The organism is Streptomyces sp. NPDC031340 (assembly GCF_055569945.1).
This window is the reverse complement of the sequence record NZ_JBVIIE010000005.1, coordinates 67,969-87,835: the sequence shown is the minus strand read 5'-3', so window position 1 is coordinate 87,835 and position 19,867 is coordinate 67,969. Positions and strand designations below refer to the sequence as shown.

Here is a 19,867-nt window from a genome sequence, read left to right as displayed (position 1 = left end):
GTCACCCACCCCGCGTAAGCGCGCGTGCCGTCCTGCGGAACGACGCATGGCTCACCGCCGGGAGGCTGCTGTTCCCTGGGGCCATGACCTCGACGATCGAACCCCGGGGCGCGGCCACCACGGCCCCGAGCGGCGCCCTGCGGCGCCCGGCAGACCTGGCACGGAACATCGACGTCTCCGGCCTCGTCGACAACGAGGGCGGACTGCTGGACCGCGTCGTCTTCACCGACCAGGACCTGTACAAGCAGGAGCTGCGCCGCGTCTTCGCCCCGAGCTGGCTGTTCCTCGCGCACACCGACCAGTTCCACAAGCCCGGCGACTTCTTCACCACGTACATGGGCGAGGACCCGGTCATCGTCACCCTCGACCGCGAGGGCAGGATCCGCGCCTACCTGAACTCCTGCCGCCACCGCGGCGCCCGCGTCTGCCGCGCCGACGCCGGCACCACCCGCAACTTCACCTGCACCTACCACGGCTGGTCCTTCAACCTGGACGGCGCGCTGGTGAGCGTCCCCAACCAGGACGCCTACGGGGAGTCCTTCGACTCCGGCAAGTGGGGCCTGGTCGAGGTGCCGCACGTGGAGACGTACCACGGCCTGATCTTCGGCACGTGGAACCCCGAGCCGGTGCCGCTGCGCGAGTCGCTCGGCGACATGGCCTGGTACATGGACGCCATGCTCGACCACGACGACCAGGGAACCGTCGTCGTCGGCGGGGTCCACAAGTGGGTCCTGGAGGGCAACTGGAAGCTGGCGGCCGAGCAGTTCGCCACCGACTGGTACCACGTGATCATGAGCCACGCCTCCGCGCTCATGGTCCTCGCGCCCGCCGGCAAGAAGCCCAAGGACGAGGTCGTGCACCGCACCGGCCGCCAGTACTCCGACGCCAACGGCAACGGCGCCGGCTTCCCCGTGCACCCGAAGAACCGCTTCGACGCCCAGACCGTGCACAAGTGGATGGACTACGACGCGCTGCGCGAGCGGCTCGGCGACGCCCGGGTCGAGGGCCCGCTGACCAACGGCCACGCCACGGTCTTCCCCAACTTCTCCTACCTGCCGGTCAACGGCTCCATCCGGGTCTGGCACCCCAAGGGCCCCGACAAGATGGAGGTCTGGGCCTGGACCATCGTCGACAAGTCGATGCCCGAGGAGGTGCGGGAGGCGCAGCGCCTGTACAACCTGCGCACCTTCGGACCCAGCGGCATCTTCGAGCAGGACGACGGCGAGAACTGGAGCGAGGTCCAGGCGATCTCGCACGGCTTCATCACCAACAACGTGGCCCTCAACTACCAGATGGGGATGGGCACCGAGCGTGAGGACGGCCGTTACCCCGGCACCACCAGCGAGCTGTACAGCGACGCGGCGGGCCGCAACTTCTACGGGCGCTGGCGCGAACTGATGAACACCCCCGCCTGGCACGAGAACCGCGACGAGGAGCAGAAATGAGCGACGGCATCCGCGTCGCGGCCCTGGACGACATCCCCCAGGGCGAAGGCATCGCGATCGACAAGTCGGTGACCGGCACGGCCGACAACATCGCCCTGCTGCGCGACACCGACGACAGCGTGTACGCGCTGGACGACACCTGCACCCACGAGACCGCCTCGCTCGCCGAGGGCTGGGTGGAGGACGGGTACGTCGAGTGCCCGCTGCACTCCAGCAAGTTCTGCCTCAAGAGTGGCGAGGTGCAGGGGCTGCCCGCGACCAAGAACGCCTGCCCGCACCGCGTCGAGGTCCGCGACGGCGAGGTCTGGCTCTTCCCGGGAGAGACCCCGTGACCGAACGCGTGGTGATCGCGGGCGGCGGCATCGCCGGCGTCAGCACGGCCGGCGCGCTGCGCGCCGGCGGCTTCGACGGCGACATCACGATCGTCGACCCCGGCGAGTTCCCCTACGACCGGCCGCCGCTGTCGAAGGACTTCCTGCTCGGCGTCAAGAACACCGAGCAGATCGCCCTCCAGCCCCCGCAGTGGTACGACGACCAGCGCGTCCGCCTCGTCAACAGGACCGCCGTCACCGCCCTGCACCCGGCCGAGGGCAAGGTCGAACTCTCGGACGGCACCGTGCTGCCGGCCGACCGGGTCGTCCTCGCCACCGGAGGCGCCGCCGCCCGCCCGCCCATCCCCGGCATCGGCAGCGACCGCGTCCATGTGCTGCGCACCGCCGAGGACGCCGACCGGCTGCGCCCCGCGCTGGCGCCCGGCGCCGGCATCCTGGTCGTCGGCGCCGGCCTGATCGGCGCCGAGGTCGCCTCCACCGCCCTCCGCCTGGGCTGCGAGGTCACCCTGGTCGACCCGGTGGCCGTACCGCTGGCGGTCGCGCTCGGCCCTGACCTGGCCGGCTGGCTGCACGGCCTGCACGCCCGGAACGGGATCACCGCCCTCCAGGCGGGCGTCGAGGCCTTCGCGGACCGCGGCGAGCGCATCGAGGCCCGCCTGGCGGGCGAGTCCGAGGCCCGGTCGTACGACGCCGTCGTCCTCGGCGTCGGCATGGTCCCGCACACCGAACTTGCCGAGCGGGCCGGCCTGGAGGTCGACCGGGGCATCGTGGTCGATGCCGGACAGGTCACCTCCAACCCGGCGGTACTCGCGGTCGGCGACCCCGCCCGCACCCGCCACGACGGTGTCCTGCTGCCCCGCACCGAGCACTGGGAGGCCGCCCGGCACGACGGAGCCCGCGCCGCCGCCACCCTGCTGGGCGCCGCGCCGCCCGCACCGACGGCCCCCTGGTTCTGGACGGACCGGCACGGCCGCCACGTCGAAGCGGTCGGCCACATGGACGCGGCCGAGTCGACCGTCGTCCGCGGCGGCTTCGACGACCCGTCCTTCGCGGTCTTCGGCCTGCGCGACGGATTCGTCGTCGCGGCCGCCGCCGTGGACGACTCCACGGCCGTACGGGCCGCCCGCCGCATGATCGACCGCCGCGTGCCGGTGGACGCCGGGAAGCTGGCCGACCCCGCCGTGAACCTGCGCGCCCTGATGCGCGGCTGACGCGCCGCACCGAGTGGAGAAGGGACCGAACGACACCGTGAGCACCGCAACCCCCGAGCAGACCGGGTCGCGTGCCGGGAGGCGCGCCGACCGCGACACGCACTTCGAGGTCGAGCAGTTCTACTACGAGGAGGCCGCCCTCCTCGACGACGGCCGCTACGCCGACTGGCTCGGCCTGCTCGCCGAGGACCTCGAGTACTGGGCGCCCACCCGCACCAACCGGCTCCGGCGCCAGCAGTCGCTGTCGGTGTCCCCGCGCGGCGGCACGGCCTTCTACGACGAGACCAAGGACAGCCTGGCCTGGCGCATCCGCCGGTTCGACTCGGGCATGGCCTGGTCCGAGGACCCGCCGTCGCGCACCCGCCACCTGGTGACGAACGTGATGGTCCAGCACGTCGACCCGGCCGAGCACCCCCACTTCACCGAGGACGACCTTCAGGTGCGCTCCGCGTTCCTGGTCTACCGCAACCGTCTGGAGCGCGAGGAGAACGTCTTCGCCGGCAGCCGCACCGACGTGCTGCGCCGGGTCGGGGACGGCCTGCGGGTGGCGCGCCGGACGATCCTGCTCGACCAGAACATCCTGCAGGCGAAGAACATCTCCACGTTCTTCTGAGCCACCCCCGCCGCCGCCCCCGCCCCGCTCCCGCCCTCCTCCGAATCCCCTGAATCCTCCGATGGGAAATGTCGTGACCGACCTCGAACTCAAGCACCACCGCGTGGCGACCTCGCTGGGCGAGATCGCCGTGGCCGAGACCGGTGAAGGCCCGGTGCTGGTGATGCTGCACGGCGGCGGACCGGGAGCGTCCGGCGTCAGCAACTACCACCAGAACCTCCCCGCGCTGGCCCGGCACTTCCGCGTCGTCCTGCCCGACCAGCCCGGCTTCGGCGCCAGCTACCGCCCGACCGAGGAGGACCTGGCCGAACGGTCGATCACGCAGATCACCGTCGACGCCCTGTACCAGGCCCTCGACTCCCTCGGTATCGACACCTTCCACCTCCTCGGCAACAGCCTCGGCGGCGCGGCCGCGATCGCCATGGCGCAGCAGCGCCCGGAGCGCGTCACGCGCCTGGTGCTGATGGCCCCCGGCGGCGGCTGGCTGCCCTTCGGCCCCACCCCCACCGAGGGGCAGAAGGAGATGTTCCGCTACTACAACGGCGGCGGGCCCAGCGAGAAGAAGATGGCCGCGTTCATCCGCACCATGGTCTTCGACCACAAGCAGTTCGGCGAGGACGTGGTGCGCGCCCGCTACGAGGCGTCCCTCGACGACAGCCACATCGCCTTCTATCACCTCTACAACGCGGCCTTCGCCAAGCGCGGCGGCATGGACCCGCTGTGGCGCGACCTGCACAAGATCAAGGCGCCCACGCTGCTGCTGTGGGGCCGCGACGACCGCACCATCACCCTCGACGGCGCCCAGCTCATGCTGAAGCAGATCCGCGACGTGCAACTGCACGTCTTCGGCCGCTGCGGCCACTGGGTGCAGCTGGAGCGGCAGCGGGAGTTCGAGGAACTGGTCACCGGCTTCCTGGCGGAGCAGCGATGAGCGGCGGCTGGCTGGACGGGTACGCCGTCCTGATCACCGGCGGCGGTTCCGGTATCGGCCGCGCCGTCGCCGAGCGCTTCCTTGACGAGGGGGCGTCCGTCACGGTCCTCGGCCGGGACGCCGACCAGCTCGACGACGTCGTACGCGGCGCCGCCGACCCGTCCCGCGTCCACCCGGTCACCGCCGACGTGCGCGACTCCGACGCGCTGCACCGGGCCGTGGCCGAGACGGTCGACCGGTTCGGCAAGCTGGACACGCTCGTCGCCAACGCCGGAGTGTGGGACTACCAGCGCCAGCTGACCAGGCTCGGCGCCAAGGAGCTCGACACGGCGTTCGACGAGATCTTCTCCATCAACGTCAAGGGCTACCTGCTGGCCGCCGAGGCGGCCTGGCCGGAGCTGGTCAAGACCCGCGGCAGCATCGTCATGACGCTGTCCAACGCCTCCTTCTACGTCAACGGCGGCGGGCCCCTGTACACCGCCAGCAAGCACGCGTGCCTGGGCCTGATGCGGGAACTCGCCTACGAGCTGGCCCCCAAGGTGCGCGTCAACGGCGTCGCCTGCGGGGGCATGAACACCGACCTGCGCGGCCCGGAGTCCTTGTCCCTGGACGGGCGTTCGATCGGCGCGTCCTTCGCCAAGCGCGGCCCCGACACCCCGCCCCCGCCCATTCCGCTGCACGACTCCAGCACGGACCCGCGGGACTTCACCGGCCCGTACGTGCTGCTCGCGGCGCGCGACCAGAGCGGCCCCATCACCGGCCACGCGATCTCCGTCGACGGCGGTATCGGCGTCCGCGGATTCGCCGCCGCGGCCGGCGGCGACCACCTGTGACGGCCCCGGCCGCCCGGACGAGCGGCTGACGGCCCACCCCGGCGGACGCGTCCCCGCACGACGCGTCCCGCCGATCCCCGTCGACGCGATCCCCGTCGACATGACCTGCCGACCCCTGACCTGCTGACCCCTCGATCCCCTGATGACCCGATGCCGTCGAGGCCCCGACGATCCTCCGACTCGACGAAGCTCAACCAGGAGCCGACCGTGACCAGACCCCACCCCCGCAACTCCGGCCTGCGGGTCGACCTCAACCCGGCCGCCGCGGTCGCCCGCAACGCACGCCACCAGGGCGACAGCGTGGTCGTCCGCTACGCGGGGGGAGACCTCACCTACGCCGAACTCGACGACCGGGCGGCGCGCCTGGCGAGCGTGCTGGCCTCCGGCGGCGTCGGGGAGGGCGACCGCGTCGCCTACCTCGGGCTCAACAGCACGTCGTTCCTCGTCACGATGCTGGCCGTCTTCCGGATCGGCGCCGTGTACGTCCCGGTCAACTTCCGGCTCGCCGAGCCGGAGCTGGAGCGCGTCCTGGCCAAGAGCGGGGCCCGGGTCGTGGTCTGCGAGGAGGGCCACCGCGCCGGCGTCGAAGCCGTGCGCGAGGCGACCGGGCTGACGCGTTTCCTGCTGATCGACGACGACTCCGAGGTCCCGGCCGGCGAGGCGGAGGGCTGGGAGCCGTGGTCCCCGCTGATCGAGGCCGCGCCGCCGAGCACCGTGCTGGTGCCGAAGGGCGCCGACGACCCGGCGATCCTGATGTTCACCTCCGGCACCACGGGAACCCCCAAGGGCGTCGTCCTCACCCACGGCAACGCCTGGTGGAACTCCGTCAACGTCGAGATGCGGCTGGACACCCGGCGCGGCGACGTCACCTACGCCGCCGCCCCGCTGTTCCACATCGGCGCCCTGAACAGCTTCGTGCTGCGCACCCTGGTACGCGGCGGCACCGTCGTCGTGCGGCGCGCCTTCGACCCGGAGCAGTGCCTGGACGACCTGGTCACCCACCGCGTCAACTCCATGTTCGGCGTCCCGCAGATGTTCACCGCGCTGGCCCGCGTCCCCGGCGCGTTCGACCGGGACCTCAGCGAGCTGCGCGCCGTGGTCGTCGCGGGCGCGCCGGTTCCCCCCTCGCTGGTCCAGCAGTACGCCGACCACGGCATCTCGCTCCAGCAGGCCTGGGGCCTGACGGAGACCGCGCCGTTCGCCACCCACCTGCCGGCCGAGCACACCCTCGACAAGCTGGGCTCCGCGGGCATCCCCATGCCCTACACCGAGGTGCGGGTCGTCGACAGCGTCACCAACGAGCCGGTCAAGCCCTTCGAACCCGGCGAGGTCGTGGTCCGCGGCCCCAACGTCACCGCCGGCTACTGGAACGACCCCGACGCCACCCGCGCCGCCTTCGACGACGAGGGCTGGTTCCACTCCGGCGACATCGGCTACCTCGACGAGGACGACTACCTCTTCATCGTCGACCGGCTCAAGGACATGATCATCAGCGGCGGCGAGAACGTCTACCCGGCGGAGGTGGAGCGCGTCGTGTCGTCCATGCCGGGCGTCGTGGACGTCGCCGTGGTCGGGGTCGCCGACGACCAGTGGGGCGAGGCGGTCGCCGCGGTGATCACCGTCGCCGGGGACACCTCGATCACCCTGGAGGACATCCGCGCCTACGCGGGCGACCAGCTGGCCCGCTACAAGCTGCCCAGGCGTCTCAAGCTCGTTCCCGCGGTGCCCAGGAACGCCTCCGGCAAGCTCGACAAGACCGTCATCCGACGTCTGGCGACCGAGGAGAACTGACATGATCACGGTGCCCGCGCTTCCCGCAGGACCGGCGCTCGGGGAGGGCTGGGAGGTGTTGCGGGAGTCCCGCAGACGCCACTCGGCCGACCTCCTGGTGGCCGGCGAAGGCGTGCGCGTCGAGGTACGGCTGGAGCGCTGCGCCGCGGGACGGCTGCGCGACAGCTACCCCGTCAGCGCGCACGACGTGGAGGTGCGGGTCGGCGACGACTGCCCCCGCGCGCTGCTGCCCGGCCTGCTGCGTGTCCTCGCGGACGCCGTGCTGCGCGCGGACCCGGAGTGCCGCCGTGTCGTGCACGGCGTGCCCGCGGGCGACCAGGCCGCGCGCACGGCGGCCGAGGCGGCGGGGTTCCGGTACGTCGTCGACGTCGACCTCGGACGGCAGGAGCTCGGCCTCCTGGTCACCGAGCCGGACTGGGTCACCGGCACGGACATCGACCTGGACCGCGTACCGGGCGCCTGACCGCCCGCCGGCGGAACGGGGCGACAGCCCCTGTTCCGCCGGGTCGGCTGTTCCGCCGGGTCGGCTGTTCCGCCGGGTCGGCTGTTCCGCCGGGTCGGCTGTTCCGCCGGGTCGGCTGTTCCGCCGGGTCGGCTGGTCGCCGGGCCCGGGCCTCACCGCCGGTTCGCGCGGCGGCGTGCCACCAGCACGGCGCCCGCGCCGACCGCCACGGCCCCGGCGGCCGCGCCGGCCAGGGGCAGCGCCGAACCCGCACCGGTGCTCGCCAGACCGCCGCCCTGGGCGCCGCCCACCGAAGAGCTGCCCGTGCCGGAGCCGCCGGAGGATCCCGTCGAGCCGGTGGAGCCGGACGAGCCCGTGGACCCGGTGGACCCGGAGCCGCCGGTGGAACCACCCGTGGAACCATCCGTGGAGCCACCCGTGGAGCCGCCGGTGGAACCACCTGTGCTGCCGCCCCCGCTGACGTCGAGCGTGATGCCGGCCGAGTCGTCGGCCTTGTTCTTGTCGAACGGCCGGGCCGCGCCGGCGAGTTTCACCGATCCCTCGGCCCCGGGCACCGCCTTGTCGATCCGCAGCCTGAAGGCGTACGTCTCGCCGTCGCCCTCGTCGACCCAGGACTGCGCGGTGCCGCAGCTGTACGTGCCGGCCCGTACCTTGTCGCAGAAGCCGGGGGTCTTCGTCACCGTCGTGCCGGCGGGCATCGTGACGCGCACCTCGGTCGCGGGCGTGCCCAGGTCCCGCAGCACCCAGCCCGGACCGTCGTTGGTGAACTTCACCTCCAGGGCCACCGTCTCCCCGACCCGCCCCGTCAGCTTCGCCCCCGTCACCCGGAAGTCCGCCGTGTTCACCGAGGTCACCTTCACGTCGGCCGCGTCCCAGTCGGCGTGCTCCGCCGAGCCGCCCGGCGCCGGCGTGGCGTCCGGCCGCTCGGTCAGCCGTACCGCCGGGCCGGTCCCGGGCACGGGCGCGGCGGCGCCGTCCCCGGGAGCGGGGTCGTCGGCGGCGACGACGACGCGGAGGTCGTCGTACAGCGCGTGGCCGAGCACCTTCAGGGTCAGCGCCTTCTCGGGCGCGTAGACGGTGCCGGGCTCCACCCGCTGGTCGAACTCGCACACCGCGACCGACTTGCTCGGCGCCTCGTCGAAGGAGGAGACCTCGTAGCGGAGGCAGTTGGAGGGCAGCTCGGTGTGGCTCAGCCCGCGGGTGACGGAGTACGACAGGTAGACCTTCTCCAGCGCCTCGGCGCCCGTGTTCGTGAAACTCGCGGGCACCGGCACGGTGTCGCCCGGCCGTACCCCGTCGATCGGGGCGATCCCGTCCAGCACCAGGCCGGGCGCGGGATCGTCGGCGACGGCGGGTCCTGCGGTCAGCGCGACGAGGGCGACCGCCCCCATCGCTCCCGTGCACCGGCGGAGCGTGCGGCGGCCGGAGGCGGAACGGAACATGGGGTCCCCTGGTGAAGCGTCGGCGGCGGTCGGAGGAACCGCGGGCGAACCGCGGTCCCGTCCATGAGACCCCCGCCGGGCCCCAACGGTTGTACAGCGCCTCAGAGTTGGGGCCGCGCGGCGGGCCCCGGCGAGACCGTGACGTCGGCCGGGGACAGCGCCGTGCGCTCGTCGGCGCACTCCACGACCACGCGCACGGGGGCGCCGCAGTCGTCGTGCCTGATGTCCAGCACCGGCCCCTCCGGGTTCGCCACGTGCGTCTCGCCCCACTGCCGCAGGGCGACCAGGACGGGCCACAGGTCGCGGCCCTTGGCGGTCAGCCGGTACTCGTGCCGGGTGCGGCTGCCGCGCTCCTGGTAGGGCGCGGTCCGGAGGATCCCGGCCGCGACCAGCTTGCGCAGCCGGGCGGAGAGGACCGCGTCGGAGAGCCCGACATGGCGCCGGAAGTCGTCGAAGCGGCGGACCCCGTTGAACGCGTCGCGCAGGATGAGCAGGGTCCACTTCTCGCCGATCAGGTCGAGCGTGCGCTGAACCGTGCAGTTCTCCGTGCTCATCTCCAGCCACTCCATGGCAGTCATCGTAGGCAGGCGGCCTGGCTTTGTCATTGACAGCCAGCTCCGGGCGGGGCTAGCTTCGTCGAACAGAGTCAGGTATCAGGGGAAGGCAAGGGCGGAGACATGGAGCGGTCTCGTACGTACGACTGGCAGGACCCGGCGGTCACGGCGGCCGCCGTGGGCCGGGCCTCGGGCCTGGAGTTCCTGCGGGACATCCTCGCCGGGCGGCTGCCCGCGCCGCCGGTCGCCGCCACCCTGGGCATGGCCCTCGAAGAGGTGGACCACGGGCACGCGGTGTTCTCCCTGGTGCCGGGCGAGGAGCACTACAACCCCATCGGCAGCGTCCACGGCGGGATGTACGCGACGATGCTCGACTCGGCGGCCGGCTGCGCCGTGCAGTCCACCCTCCCGCCGGGCACCGGGTACACCTCGGTCGACATCGCGGTGAAGTTCCTGCGCCCGGTCACCGTCGACACCGGCAAGGTGCGCGCCGTCGGCAGCGTCCTCAGCGGCGGCCGGCGCACGGCACTCGCCGAGGCGCGCCTGCTCGACGGATCGGACCGCCTGCTCGCGCACGCCACCAGCACCTGCATGCTCTTCCCGCTGCCCACGCCCTGACGTCGTCGGGCGAGCCCGCCGGGCCGGTCGTGATAGAAGCGGACCATGAGCAACTCCCGCCCCGCATCCCGTGCGACCGGTGTCCGATGACCGCCGGCATCGACACCCCCGACCGCCGCGGCCGCACCGGCCTCGACCGGACCGGCCGCGACCTGACCGGCAACCCGCGCGTGAAGGTGCGGGACGTGAAACTGCTGTCCAGCCACTGGTACGTGGAGCGCACCACCACCTTCGACTTCCGGCGCGCCGACGGCACCTGGATCACCCAGGAGCGCGAGACCCACGACCGCGGCAACGGCGCCACCATGCTGCTGTACGACGCCGAACGCGAAACCGTGCTGCTCACCCGGCAGTTCCGGTTCCCGGTGTACGTCAACGGACACCCCGACGGCATGCTGATCGAGACCCCGGGCGGTCTCCTCGACGACGAGGACGAGCACCCCGAACTCGCCGTCCGACGCGAGGTGGTGGAGGAGACCGGGCACACCATCGGCGAGGTCCGGCACGTCTTCGACGTCTACATGAGCCCCGGCTCGGTCACCGAGCGCGTCAGCTTCTACGCCGCCGCCTACGGCCCCGCCACCCGCACCCACCGGGGCGGCGGCCTCGACGAGGAGGGCGAGGACATCGAGATCGTCGAACTTCCCTTCCGCCGGGCCCTGGAGATGATCCGTACCGGCGAGATCAACGACGCCAAGACCATCATGCTGCTCCAATGGGCCGCGCTGGAGGGCCCGTTCAGCAAGTGACCGCGAAGCGGCTTGACTTCGCGTGCACTTCAAGCTGAAGACTCCCCCGCGTGCCCGGAGCCCCGGGCACGTACGGGAGGGAACACCATGAGGTACCGCACCATCGGAACCGACCCGCGCACCCGCCGCGAGGTGAGCGTCCTCGCGCTCGGCGCGATGCTGTTCGGGTCCCGGACGGACGAGCAGACGTCCTTCGCCGTGCTCGACCGGTACGTCGAGGCCGGCGGGAACTTCATCGACACGTCCGACAACTACGCCTTCTGGACCGACGGCAGCCAGGGCGGCCACAGCGAGGAACTTCTCGGCCGGTGGCGGCGCAGCCGCGGCGTCGGCGACGAGATCGTCATCGCCACCAAGCTCGGCGCCCGCCCCCTCGCCCCCGGCACCGGCTACGTCGACAACCCCGAGGGCCTGTCCGCCAAGGTGATCCGCGAGGCCGCCGAGCGCAGCCGCGAACGCCTCGGCGTGGACCGGCTGGACCTGCTCTACGCCCACATCGAGGACACCACCGTCCCGCTGCGCGAGACCGTCGAGGGCTTCGCGGAACTGGTCGCCGAGGGCACCGTCGGCCTCCTCGGCGTCAGCAACCACGCCGTGTGGCGCGTCGAACGGGCCCGCGCGCTGGCCGCCGCGGCCGGACTGCCCGGCTACGAGGTGCTCCAGTACGAGCACAGCTACCTGCGGCCCCGCACCGACGTGCCCGGCGACCTCTTCCCCGACGGCAGCCTCGGCGCGGTGGGCCCGGAGACGCTGAGCTACCTGCGGGCCGAGCCCGCGCTGACCCTGGTCGCCTACTCGCCCCTCCTCAAGGGCAGCTACGTCCGCCCGGACCGGCTGCCGCCCGAGTACGACCACCCCGGCACCCCGGCCCGCCTCGCGGCCCTGCGGGAGGTGGCCCGGGAAACCGGGGCGACCCCCAACCAGGTCGTGCTGGCCTGGCAGACGGGCGGCGACCTGCCGATCGTCCCGCTGGCCGGCGCGTCCTCCGTGACCCAGCTGGAGGAGAACCTGGCCGCCGTCGACCTGGAACTGACCGCGGACCAGCGAGCCAGACTCGACGTGGCGCACTGACCGCGACGCGCGGCAGGCGGGCCAGGCTCGACACGGCGCACTCACCGCGACGCGGCGGGCATCCATGCGTTGCCGCATGTGACGGGCGAGGCGGGGGCCTGCCGGGCCCCGCCGTCCGGCACCATCGGTGCGTACCGTTCGCCCTCACCAGGGAGTCCCCGATGGCCCGTTCCGAAGCCCGCGTCCGCACCGACCGTCCGCACCGCTACGCCAAACAGCTCGCCTCCCACCTGGGCCGGCGCGCCACCACGAGCTGGGACGAGGAGACGGGCGTGGGCAGCCTGGTCTTCCAGGACGGCACCGGCTCCCTCACCGCGGCCGACGACGCGCTGCTGCTGGCGGTGGAGGCCGACGCCGAGCACCTCGCCCGGCTGGAGGACGTCGTCGGCCGTCACCTCGTCCGCTTCGGCGCCAAGGACGAACTGGTCGTCGAATGGCACCGCGACACCGGCGAGGCCGGCACCACCCAGCGCAAGGCGGAGGACACCGCCTGACCGTCAGAGCGCGCAGCCCACGTGGGCCAGCGCCTGCTTCAGCAGCACCCCCTGGCCGCCCGGCATCTCGCTCTGCACCGCCGGCGACAGGGCCTCCTGCGGGCTGAACCAGACCAGGTCCAGAGCGTCCTGGCGCGGCCGGCAGTCGCCGGTGACCGGGACGACGTAGGCCAGCGACACCGCGTGCTGGCGCGGGTCGTGGTAGGGCGTGACGCCCTGCGTCGGGAAGTACTCCGCGACCGTGAAGGGCTGCAGCGAGGCCGGGACGCGGGGCAGCGCCACCGGCCCGAGGTCCTTCTCCAGATGGCGCAGCAGGGCGTCCCGGACGCGTTCGTGGTGCAGTACCCGGCCGGAGACCACGGTCCGGCTGACCGTGCCGTCCGGTCCGATCCGCAGCAGGAGGCCGACGCTGGTGACTTCGCCGCTGTCGTCGACGCGTACGGGCACGGCCTCGACGTACAGGATCGGCATGCGGGCGCGCGCCATCTCGAGGTCGTCGGGGCTCAGCCAGCCCGGCGTGGTGTCGGTCATATCAGACATTGCTTGATCATACTTTCAGGACGGGTCGGACAGACGGTAGATCCGGCGGGCATTGTCCGCTGCCGCCCACCGGGCGATCCGCAGCGCGTCGGGCAGGCTCAGCTCATCGGCGTCCACCCGGTCCTGCAGCAGACCCGCGAGCCCCCGGCGGAAGGCCAGCGCGCCCAGCCAGTAGAACTCGGCCAGACCGCAGGCGTCGGAGCTGTACAGCAGCTTGCGGAACGGGGTGATCTCCAGGGCCTCCTCCAGGACCGCCCGGGCCCGGACGGGGCCGACGTGGTGCAGGGTGAGGCCGACGTCCAGGTACACCTGCTCGAACACCGCCGAGAGGTAGCCGGCCTGGCGCTGGTAGGGCCAGCAGTGCAGCAGCAGCACCGGGACCGTGCCGGCGGTCAGGTGCAGCCAGTCGGTGAGGTGGGTGGGGTCGGCCCGGTGCATGCGGAGGTCGTTGTCACCGAAGCCGGTGTGCAGTTGCAGCGGCAGCCCCAGGTCGACCGCGGTCCACAGCAGGTGCCGGGTCAGGACCGGATCGGCCAGCCGGCCGCCGCGCGCCAGCCAACGCCCCGCCGCCCGCGTGACCTCCGCGTCCGCCGGGCGGGCCGGGTCCAGGTCGAACCCGGTGCGGTAGGCGGCCACCGACTTCACCGCGACCACGCCCGGCCGCCGCACGGCCTCCCGCGCGGCCGCGACGAACGCGGCGCCGTACTCACCGGGCTCGACGCCCCGCGCCGCCACCGCCTCGGCGACGTTCTCCAGCCGCACCACCTCGTAGGCCCGCCCGCCGCAGGCCGCCGCGAGCTGCGCGGGCGTGGTCAGGCGGTCCGCGGCGAACCCGGTGTCGACGCAGAACACGTCCGTCCCTGCGGCGGTCAGGAAACGCCGGCCGACCTCGGGCGCGCCCAGTTCGCCCCGCCGGGCCAGGTACGCGTCGGCCGGGGCGTGCGGCGGCAGATCCAGCAGGGGAGCGCAGTGGCGGCGCACGGCCACCCCCACGGGGCTGTCGAACGGGGAGACGCCGGGCCACACCCCGCCCTCGGTCAGCAGCGGCTCGAACTCCTCGCGGGACAGGTCGGCGGCGACCACGCCGTGGCAGTGGTGATCCGTCAACGCCAACGCGTCCAGCGCCTCCCGCACCGCGCCCACGTCAGTACTTCCAGCGGTAGGCCGCCGCCACGCCGTCGTCGTCCAGCCCGTCGGCCGCCGCGATCTCGCCCTCCCGTACGGCGATCACGGCGTCCGCGAGGACCGGGCCCAGGGCGGCGCGCACCACCTCGTCCTCGCGGAACTCCGCGACCGACTCGGCGAGCGAGGCGGGCAGTCGGCGCACACCGCGGGCCGCCGCCTCCGCGGCGGCCAGCCGGACCGGATCGCCGGTGACCTCGTCGGGCAGGGCGGCGGACGACGTCAGGCCGTCCAGGCCTGCCGCGATCACGCAGGCCAGCGCGAGGTAGGGGTTGGCGGCCAGGTCGACCGGCTTCACCTCCAGGTTCGCCGCCCGCTCACGCTGCCCGGTGGTGCCGGTGACGATCCGCACCGCCGCCTCGCGGGTCTCGCGGCCCCAGACGGTGAACACCCCCGCCCATTGCGAGGGCCTCAGCCGCAGGTAGCTGGCGGGACTGGGCGCGGTGACGGCCAGCAGGGCCGGCAGCCTGGCCAGCACCCCGGCGGTGAAGGACTCGGCCTCGGCCGTCATGCCGTAGCGGCGCCCGCCCCCGCTGTGCAGGTTGACGCCGTCGCGCCAGGCGGAGAGGTGGATGTGGCCGCCGTTGCCGACGCCCTGCCCCAGGACGGCCGGGGAGAAGGAGACGACGAGACCGTGCCGGCGGGCCACCGCCCGGATCGTCTGCCGCACCAGCACACTGCGGTCGGCCGCCGCGACCGGATCGAGCGCGCCCACCGAGACCTCGAACTGTCCGGCCGCGTACTCGGGGTGCAACTGCTCCACGTCCACGCCCTGCGCCGCGAGCGCCGCCAGCAGGTCGGCCGCGTAGTCGCTCGACTCGACCTGACGCACGGCGCCGTACGCCGGACCCGTGACCGCCGGCACGAACGCCCCGCCGGGCCGGTCTCCCCGTCCGACGGCCCACTCGATCTCGATGGCGGCCTTGAAGGTGACGCCGTGCCGCTCGGCGGCGCCGGCGACGATCCGGCGCAGCGCCGTGCGGCCGCAACCGGGATGCGGCTCGCCCTCCTGGGTGATCCGGTCGACCGGCGCCCACGCCCAGCCGGGCTGCGCCGCCAGGACGGTGAGCCGGTCGAGGTCCGGGTACAGCCGCAGATCCCCGTCCGGGGAGCCGAGGACGTCGGTGGTGACGATGGAGTCGTCCGCCAGGAACGTGTCGAACACCGGGGACATGCCGACGCCCCAGGCCGCGGCGGCGGCCAGCTTCGCCGTGGGGACCGTCTTGATCCGGCCGATGCCGGCGGTGTCGACGTAGGACAGCACGACACCGTGCACTCCCCGGCCGGTCAGCTCGGCGCTCAGGGCGGTGGCCCGCTCGACGTCACCGGGGCGCCCTCCGGGGACGGGGTCGGCAAGAGTGGTCATGCGTCCTCCTCGACGGGCTCGGCCGGACCGGCGTCGTGCGTCAGGGTTTCACGGCCACCGCTCCGTACTGCGGTACGACGACGGGGGAGTCGGGCTCGGCGCGCCACCGTGAGCACGACACCAGCCCCGGGTCGAGCAGCCGCAGTCCCTCGAAGAACGCGGCGATGTCCGCGCCGCTGCGGGCGGTGATCGGGGGAGTGGCGTTCTCGTTCCAGAACTTCATCGCCGCGACCTGGCCCTCGCCGCCGACCTCGGGATCGGAGGTGGGGTGGGTGAGGACCAGGAAGCTGCCGGAGGGGACGGCGGCCATGATCCGCCGCACGATGTCCCGCGCCGCGTCCTCGTCGAGCACGAAGTTGAGGATGCCGAGCATCATGACCGCGACGGGACGGGTGAAGTCCAGGGTGGCGGCGGCGTGTTGGAGGATGGCGTCCGGGTCGCGCACGTCGGCGTCGATGTAGTCGGTGCCGCCCTCCCGGCTGCCGGTGAGCAGGGTGCGGGCGTGGGCGAGCACGATGGGGTCGTTGTCGACGTAGACGATCCGTGACTCCGGCGCGATCCGCTGGGCGATCTCGTGGGTGTTGTCGGCCGTCGGCAGCCCGGTGCCGATGTCCAGGAACTGCCGCACCCCGCTGTCCCCGGCGAGGAACCGCACGGTCCGGCCCAGGAACCAGCGGTCCGCGCGGGCGATGTCCCGGATGACCGGGATCATCCCGGCGACCTGCTCGCCGACCTGCCGGTCGACCTCGTAGTTGTCCTTGCCGCCGATCCAGTAGTTCCACACCCGCGCGTTGTGCGCCACACCGGTGTTCAGCCTGGCCGACCTGCCCGACGGGGTGTGGCTGTCCGTCACGTTCTCGCTCCTTCTCGCGCCGCTCTCGCCGTCGCCGTCATTGTGCCGTGACGGTGATCAGCCTGTCCCGGGATTCGCCACGGTCACCTGTCCGCCCTCCTTGCTACCGGTGAGTACCCCGCGATCCGGCCCGCCCGGACGCTGGGACAGGGTCCCCCCGATTCGCGGTCGGTGTGGAAGGGGGCGGCGGACGGACATGGACATCCACCTGGTCGACGACGGGGACGGAGCGACCGCCTCCGCGGCGGAGGAGGCCGCGCCGCCCGCCTCCGCGGCGCCCGCCTCCGCGGCGCCTGCGGCCTCCGGGGCGCTTGCGGTGCCCGCCGAGGGCGGTCAGGCGGCCAGGCGGCGGTCGTCGCTGTGGCGGTACCTGGCCGGACTGATCCGCCCGGGCGGCTGACCTGGGCCGCGGAGCCCTCGCATAGGGTGAGGAGACCGACGCCGTCCCCTACCGGAAGCAGGTCATGTCCTCCGTCCCCTCGCCCCTCCTCGGCGCGCCCGGCCCCCGCGCCGGCGCCGGCGCCGCCGGCATCCGGCTGGTCGTCACCGACATGGACGGCACGCTGCTGGACGACGCCAAGCGGATCCCGCCCGGGCTGTGGGACACCCTGACCGAACTGCGCCGGCGCGGAGTGGTGTTCAGCCCGGCGAGCGGCCGCCAGTACGCCACCCTGGCGCGGGACTTCGCCGACGTCGCCGAGGGCATGGTGTTCATCGCGGAGAACGGCGCGCACGTGGTGCGGGACGGCGTGGAACTGAGCTCCGACCCGCTGGACCCCGGCGTCGCCGCCCGCGTTGTGCACGCCGTACGGCGGCTGGCGGCGCGGGGCGTGGACGTGGGCGCCGTCGTCTGCGGAAAGCGGTCCGCCTACGTCGAGCGCGCCGACGAGGCGTTCCTTGCCGAGGTGCGCAGGTACTACGTCGAGCACCGCGTCGTCGAGGACGCCACGGAGGTCGGCGACGACGTCGTCAAGGTGGCCCTCTTCGACTTCGGCGCGGCCGCCCGGAACACCGCCCCGGCGCTGGCGGACCTCGCCGCGACCCACCGGGTCGTCGTCTCCGGCGAGCACTGGGTCGACGTGATGAACCGCACCGCCGACAAGGGCACCGCGGTGCGCCGGCTCCAGCGGGAGCTGGGCATCACACCGGCGCAGACCATGGTGTTCGGCGACTACCTCAACGACCTGGGGATGCTGGACGCCGCCGAGTGGTCCTTCGCGGTGGCGGGCGCCCACCCGGACGTCGTCGCGCGCGCCCGCCACCTGGCCCCCTCCAACAACGACAACGGCGTCCTGCGCACCATCACGCGCGTCCTGGACCTGCCCGTGCGGCTCTGATCCGCCGACGCCGGGTTCCCGGGCGGCGTCGGCGTCGGGCGGCACCGGCGGCAGGCCGGCGCCAGCGTCTCACCTGGCACTTGTGTCTCACGCGGCGCGCGTCTCATCTGGCGCAGGCGTCTCATGCGGCGCGCGTCTCAGTGGCGCAGGCGTCTCATGGGGCGCCGGTGTCTCACGCGGCGCGGCGGAGACTGTCCTCGGCCACTTCCTTGTCCAGCGCCGCCCGCACCAGCCCGGCCGCCAGCGCGGCCGGCCGGACGTCACCGGCCAGCTCCACCAGCCGGCCGGGGTCGGCCGGCAGCCCGAGCCGCTCCGCCCCGGCCAGCGCTTTGCGGTCCAGGTACGGCGCGGTCTCCGGCCACACGTCCTGGACCTCGCGCAGGAAGATGTCCGCGCCCGTGGGCCCCATGCCGGGGACCTTCTGGAGCAGTCGGCGCAGTCCGGCGACCTCGCCGTGCGCCTCCTCGCGCATCCGGCGCAGATCGCCGCCCCACCGCTCGATCAACAGCTCCGCCCCGTCGCCGAGTTGGGTGGCCGTCCGCTCGTCGTAGCGCCGGTAGCCGCCCCGGCCCAGCGCGTCGACGCGCTCCTGCCAGTCGGCCTCCGCCATCCGGCGCGGGTCGCGCAGCCCGGCCCGGTGCAGCTCACGGGCGGTGGCGACGGCGACGGAGGCGCGGATGCGCGCGCTGAGCAGGACCGCGAGGACCAGCAGCCGGTACAGCGGCTGCGGGGTGTCCTTCAGGGTGATGCCCGCCTCCTCGGCGAGCGTCGTCCCGTGGGCGCGGACGAGCTCCCGTACGACGTTCTGCTGCGCGGTCATGGCTTCAGCGGGTCGTGGCCCAGCGTCATCAGCCGGTTTCGGCCGCGGGTGTCCTCGGCGTGGGGCTCGTTCTCGAGGTCCGTCCCCGACGTCACCGTGTCGACGACCTTCCGCATCACCGCGAGATCGTGCTCGGTGAGGTCGGTGCGCCGCTTCTGCAGGATCGCCAGGACGTGCCGCCCGGTGTCGGTGCCCGCCCGGTCCGGCAGCGGTTCCGTGTCCTCCGCGGCGTCGCGGACCCGCAGCCAGGCGGCGAGCTCCTGCGAGGTCATGTTCACCACGCGGTGGAAGTCCTCCCACAGCGCGTCGAGTTCGAGGGCGTCGGTCATCGGGTGCCCCTCCCGTGGGCGTGGGTCGTACGCGTTCGAGGGCCGTTGTGGTTGCCGGTCGCCGTTGCGCTTCCGGCCCGGACCGCGGTCAGTCGCCGCGCGGCACGTTCTCCGCGGCGAACATCCAGCGCTGCTTCTCCAGGTCGGCGGTGACGGTGATCAGCAGGTCCTGGGTGACCAGGTCGGCCTTCTCGGTCGCGTCGATGCGCTCGCGCAGCCGTCCGATCGCGGTCTCCAGCGAGTCCACCATCAGCTGGACGACGTCGGAGTCCCGCAGCCAGCCCGGCGCCGGCACGGGAAGGCCGAGGTCCTTGGCCACGGTCTCCGGCCGGCCGTCCGGCGGCGCGCCGAGCGCCGCGGCCCGCTCCGCCACCGTGTCGGCGTGGGCGCGTGCCGTGGCGACGATCTCGTCGAGCTGGAGGTGGATCGAGCGGAACCTCGGTCCCACGACGTTCCAGTGCGCCTGCTTGCCGGTCAGCGACAGCCCGAGCAGGTCGACGAGCGTGTCCTGGAGCGCGGTGCAGACCACCTGCCGGGCCTCTTCGGGCAGGGTGCTCTTCACGACGGTCATAGCGGGGCCTTCTTCCTCGCGTCGTCCGGGGACGTCTGCCGTCCGGAGGTGCGGAGCATCGTCACGCGCTCCTCCTCGCACGTTCCGCCCCACACGCCCGACGTCCGGCCGCTGCCCAGGGCGAACGCCAGACACTCGGTGATCACCGGGCAGCGGGTGCAGACGCGTTTCGCGGCCGCGGTGTCCCGCCGGGACGGTCCCGTCGTGCTCACCGGGAAGAACAACTCGGGGTCCTCGCCCACGCAGGCGGCGCTCCGCAACCACTCCATGAGGGCGCGGGTGCCCTGGGCGAAGTGGCGCAAACGCGGCTCCCTGGGCCGCC

Annotated in this window: 24 protein-coding genes; 14 read left to right on the top strand and 10 right to left on the bottom strand. The window is 73.3% G+C overall.

The features are described from left to right. Nucleotides 1-83 precede the first annotated feature (83 nt). The 8 genes from ACZ5GT_RS05190 to ACZ5GT_RS05155 all read left to right on the top strand — a co-directional run bounded on the left by ACZ5GT_RS05190 (nt 84) and on the right by ACZ5GT_RS05155 (nt 7,619). Nucleotides 84-1,445, top strand: coding sequence for an SRPBCC family protein (locus ACZ5GT_RS05190; protein ID WP_469014365.1), 1,362 nt, complete (start codon nt 84-86; stop codon nt 1,443-1,445). Then, a complete protein-coding gene (locus tag ACZ5GT_RS05185; protein ID WP_351889416.1) occupies nt 1,442-1,777 on the top strand; it encodes a non-heme iron oxygenase ferredoxin subunit in 336 nt (111 codons plus the stop codon). The genes ACZ5GT_RS05190 and ACZ5GT_RS05185 overlap by 4 nt, the downstream gene beginning before the upstream one ends. Continuing rightward, complete coding sequence (locus tag ACZ5GT_RS05180; protein ID WP_469014361.1) at nt 1,774-2,988, top strand: NAD(P)/FAD-dependent oxidoreductase; 1,215 nt, start codon at nt 1,774-1,776, stop codon at nt 2,986-2,988. Before ACZ5GT_RS05185 ends, ACZ5GT_RS05180 begins: the two co-directional genes overlap by 4 nt. A 37-nt stretch (nt 2,989-3,025) precedes the next feature. Further along, nucleotides 3,026-3,601, top strand: coding sequence for a 3-phenylpropionate/cinnamic acid dioxygenase subunit beta (locus tag ACZ5GT_RS05175; protein WP_469014358.1), 576 nt, complete (start codon nt 3,026-3,028; stop codon nt 3,599-3,601). Nucleotides 3,602-3,662: 61 nt separating this feature from the next. Then, nucleotides 3,663-4,532, top strand: coding sequence for an alpha/beta fold hydrolase (locus tag ACZ5GT_RS05170; RefSeq protein ID WP_469014356.1), 870 nt, complete (start codon nt 3,663-3,665; stop codon nt 4,530-4,532). After that, complete coding sequence (hcaB, locus tag ACZ5GT_RS05165) at nt 4,529-5,365, top strand: 3-(cis-5,6-dihydroxycyclohexa-1,3-dien-1-yl)propanoate dehydrogenase (protein WP_469014354.1); 837 nt, start codon at nt 4,529-4,531, stop codon at nt 5,363-5,365. The genes ACZ5GT_RS05170 and hcaB overlap by 4 nt, the downstream gene beginning before the upstream one ends. Before the next feature lie 207 nt (nt 5,366-5,572). Continuing rightward, nucleotides 5,573-7,156 carry an acyl-CoA synthetase gene (locus ACZ5GT_RS05160; protein ID WP_469014352.1) on the top strand — a complete coding sequence of 528 codons (1,584 nt, stop codon included), beginning with the start codon at nt 5,573-5,575 and terminating at the stop codon, nt 7,154-7,156. Nucleotide 7,157: 1 nt separating this feature from the next. Then, on the top strand, nt 7,158-7,619 hold the full coding sequence (locus ACZ5GT_RS05155; RefSeq protein ID WP_469014349.1) for a hypothetical protein: 462 nt from the start codon (nt 7,158-7,160) through the stop codon (nt 7,617-7,619). A gap of 152 nt (nt 7,620-7,771) precedes the next feature. On the opposite strand, the gene ACZ5GT_RS05150 is transcribed toward ACZ5GT_RS05155, so the two are convergent. Both ACZ5GT_RS05150 and ACZ5GT_RS05145 read right to left on the bottom strand, forming a co-directional pair. Then, complete coding sequence (locus ACZ5GT_RS05150) at nt 7,772-9,061, bottom strand: hypothetical protein (RefSeq protein WP_469014347.1); 1,290 nt, start codon at nt 9,059-9,061, stop codon at nt 7,772-7,774. A 101-nt stretch (nt 9,062-9,162) separates the two neighbouring features. Further along, on the bottom strand, nt 9,163-9,630 hold the full coding sequence (locus ACZ5GT_RS05145) for a winged helix-turn-helix transcriptional regulator (RefSeq protein WP_469014344.1): 468 nt from the start codon (nt 9,628-9,630) through the stop codon (nt 9,163-9,165). 108 nt (nt 9,631-9,738) lie between these two features. Here ACZ5GT_RS05145 and ACZ5GT_RS05140 point away from each other — a divergent pair, with 108 nt between their 5' ends. From ACZ5GT_RS05140 to ACZ5GT_RS05125, 4 genes are all read left to right on the top strand, one after another. Further along, nucleotides 9,739-10,233, top strand: a complete 495-nt coding sequence (locus ACZ5GT_RS05140) for a PaaI family thioesterase (protein ID WP_469014341.1) — start codon at nt 9,739-9,741, stop codon at nt 10,231-10,233. Nucleotides 10,234-10,319: 86 nt separating this feature from the next. Beyond that, nucleotides 10,320-10,982 carry an NUDIX domain-containing protein gene (locus ACZ5GT_RS05135; RefSeq protein ID WP_469014339.1) on the top strand — a complete coding sequence of 221 codons (663 nt, stop codon included), beginning with the start codon at nt 10,320-10,322 and terminating at the stop codon, nt 10,980-10,982. A gap of 87 nt (nt 10,983-11,069) precedes the next feature. Then, nucleotides 11,070-12,053 (top strand): aldo/keto reductase, encoded by a 984-nt coding sequence (locus ACZ5GT_RS05130; protein WP_469014337.1) that lies wholly within the window; start codon nt 11,070-11,072, stop codon nt 12,051-12,053. Nucleotides 12,054-12,214: 161 nt separating this feature from the next. Further along, nucleotides 12,215-12,547: a DUF2218 domain-containing protein gene (locus ACZ5GT_RS05125; protein WP_469014335.1), complete on the top strand. Its 333-nt coding sequence runs from the start codon at nt 12,215-12,217 to the stop codon at nt 12,545-12,547. Nucleotides 12,548-12,550: 3 nt separating this feature from the next. On the opposite strand, the gene ACZ5GT_RS05120 is transcribed toward ACZ5GT_RS05125, so the two are convergent. The 4 genes from ACZ5GT_RS05120 to ACZ5GT_RS05105 are packed head-to-tail and all read right to left on the bottom strand — an operon-like array spanning nt 12,551 to nt 16,488. Continuing rightward, the gene (locus ACZ5GT_RS05120) at nt 12,551-13,078 is read right to left on the bottom strand and encodes an NUDIX hydrolase family protein (protein WP_469014776.1); all 528 of its coding nucleotides are present in this window, start codon (nt 13,076-13,078) and stop codon (nt 12,551-12,553) included. A 24-nt stretch (nt 13,079-13,102) separates the two neighbouring features. Continuing rightward, nucleotides 13,103-14,230 carry an amidohydrolase family protein gene (locus ACZ5GT_RS05115; RefSeq protein WP_469014331.1) on the bottom strand — a complete coding sequence of 376 codons (1,128 nt, stop codon included), beginning with the start codon at nt 14,228-14,230 and terminating at the stop codon, nt 13,103-13,105. Nucleotide 14,231: 1 nt separating this feature from the next. Beyond that, nucleotides 14,232-15,635: a type I glutamate--ammonia ligase gene (locus tag ACZ5GT_RS05110; RefSeq protein WP_469014328.1), complete on the bottom strand. Its 1,404-nt coding sequence runs from the start codon at nt 15,633-15,635 to the stop codon at nt 14,232-14,234. Nucleotides 15,636-15,675: 40 nt separating this feature from the next. After that, nucleotides 15,676-16,488 carry an SAM-dependent methyltransferase gene (locus tag ACZ5GT_RS05105; RefSeq protein ID WP_469014325.1) on the bottom strand — a complete coding sequence of 271 codons (813 nt, stop codon included), beginning with the start codon at nt 16,486-16,488 and terminating at the stop codon, nt 15,676-15,678. Between the two features lie 196 nt (nt 16,489-16,684). Here ACZ5GT_RS05105 and ACZ5GT_RS05100 point away from each other — a divergent pair, with 196 nt between their 5' ends. Next, nucleotides 16,685-16,888, top strand: a complete 204-nt coding sequence (locus tag ACZ5GT_RS05100) for a hypothetical protein (protein WP_469014321.1) — start codon at nt 16,685-16,687, stop codon at nt 16,886-16,888. A 64-nt stretch (nt 16,889-16,952) separates the two neighbouring features. Then, nucleotides 16,953-17,825 (top strand): Cof-type HAD-IIB family hydrolase, encoded by an 873-nt coding sequence (locus tag ACZ5GT_RS05095; RefSeq protein WP_469014317.1) that lies wholly within the window; start codon nt 16,953-16,955, stop codon nt 17,823-17,825. Between the two features lie 172 nt (nt 17,826-17,997). On the opposite strand, the gene ACZ5GT_RS05090 is transcribed toward ACZ5GT_RS05095, so the two are convergent. The 4 genes from ACZ5GT_RS05090 to ACZ5GT_RS05075 all read right to left on the bottom strand — a co-directional run bounded on the left by ACZ5GT_RS05090 (nt 17,998) and on the right by ACZ5GT_RS05075 (nt 19,814). Beyond that, nucleotides 17,998-18,645 carry an HhH-GDP family DNA glycosylase gene (locus ACZ5GT_RS05090; RefSeq protein WP_469014315.1) on the bottom strand — a complete coding sequence of 216 codons (648 nt, stop codon included), beginning with the start codon at nt 18,643-18,645 and terminating at the stop codon, nt 17,998-18,000. Continuing rightward, entirely contained in the window at nt 18,642-18,974 is a 333-nt protein-coding gene (locus ACZ5GT_RS05085) for a DUF3140 domain-containing protein (RefSeq protein WP_469014312.1), read from the bottom strand. The genes ACZ5GT_RS05090 and ACZ5GT_RS05085 overlap by 4 nt, the downstream gene beginning before the upstream one ends. 88 nt (nt 18,975-19,062) lie before the next feature. Next, nucleotides 19,063-19,545, bottom strand: a complete 483-nt coding sequence (locus ACZ5GT_RS05080; protein ID WP_469014309.1) for a Dps family protein — start codon at nt 19,543-19,545, stop codon at nt 19,063-19,065. After that, nucleotides 19,542-19,814 carry a WhiB family transcriptional regulator gene (locus ACZ5GT_RS05075; RefSeq protein ID WP_469014773.1) on the bottom strand — a complete coding sequence of 91 codons (273 nt, stop codon included), beginning with the start codon at nt 19,812-19,814 and terminating at the stop codon, nt 19,542-19,544. Before ACZ5GT_RS05075 ends, ACZ5GT_RS05080 begins: the two co-directional genes overlap by 4 nt. Between the last annotated feature and the right edge of the window lie 53 nt (nt 19,815-19,867).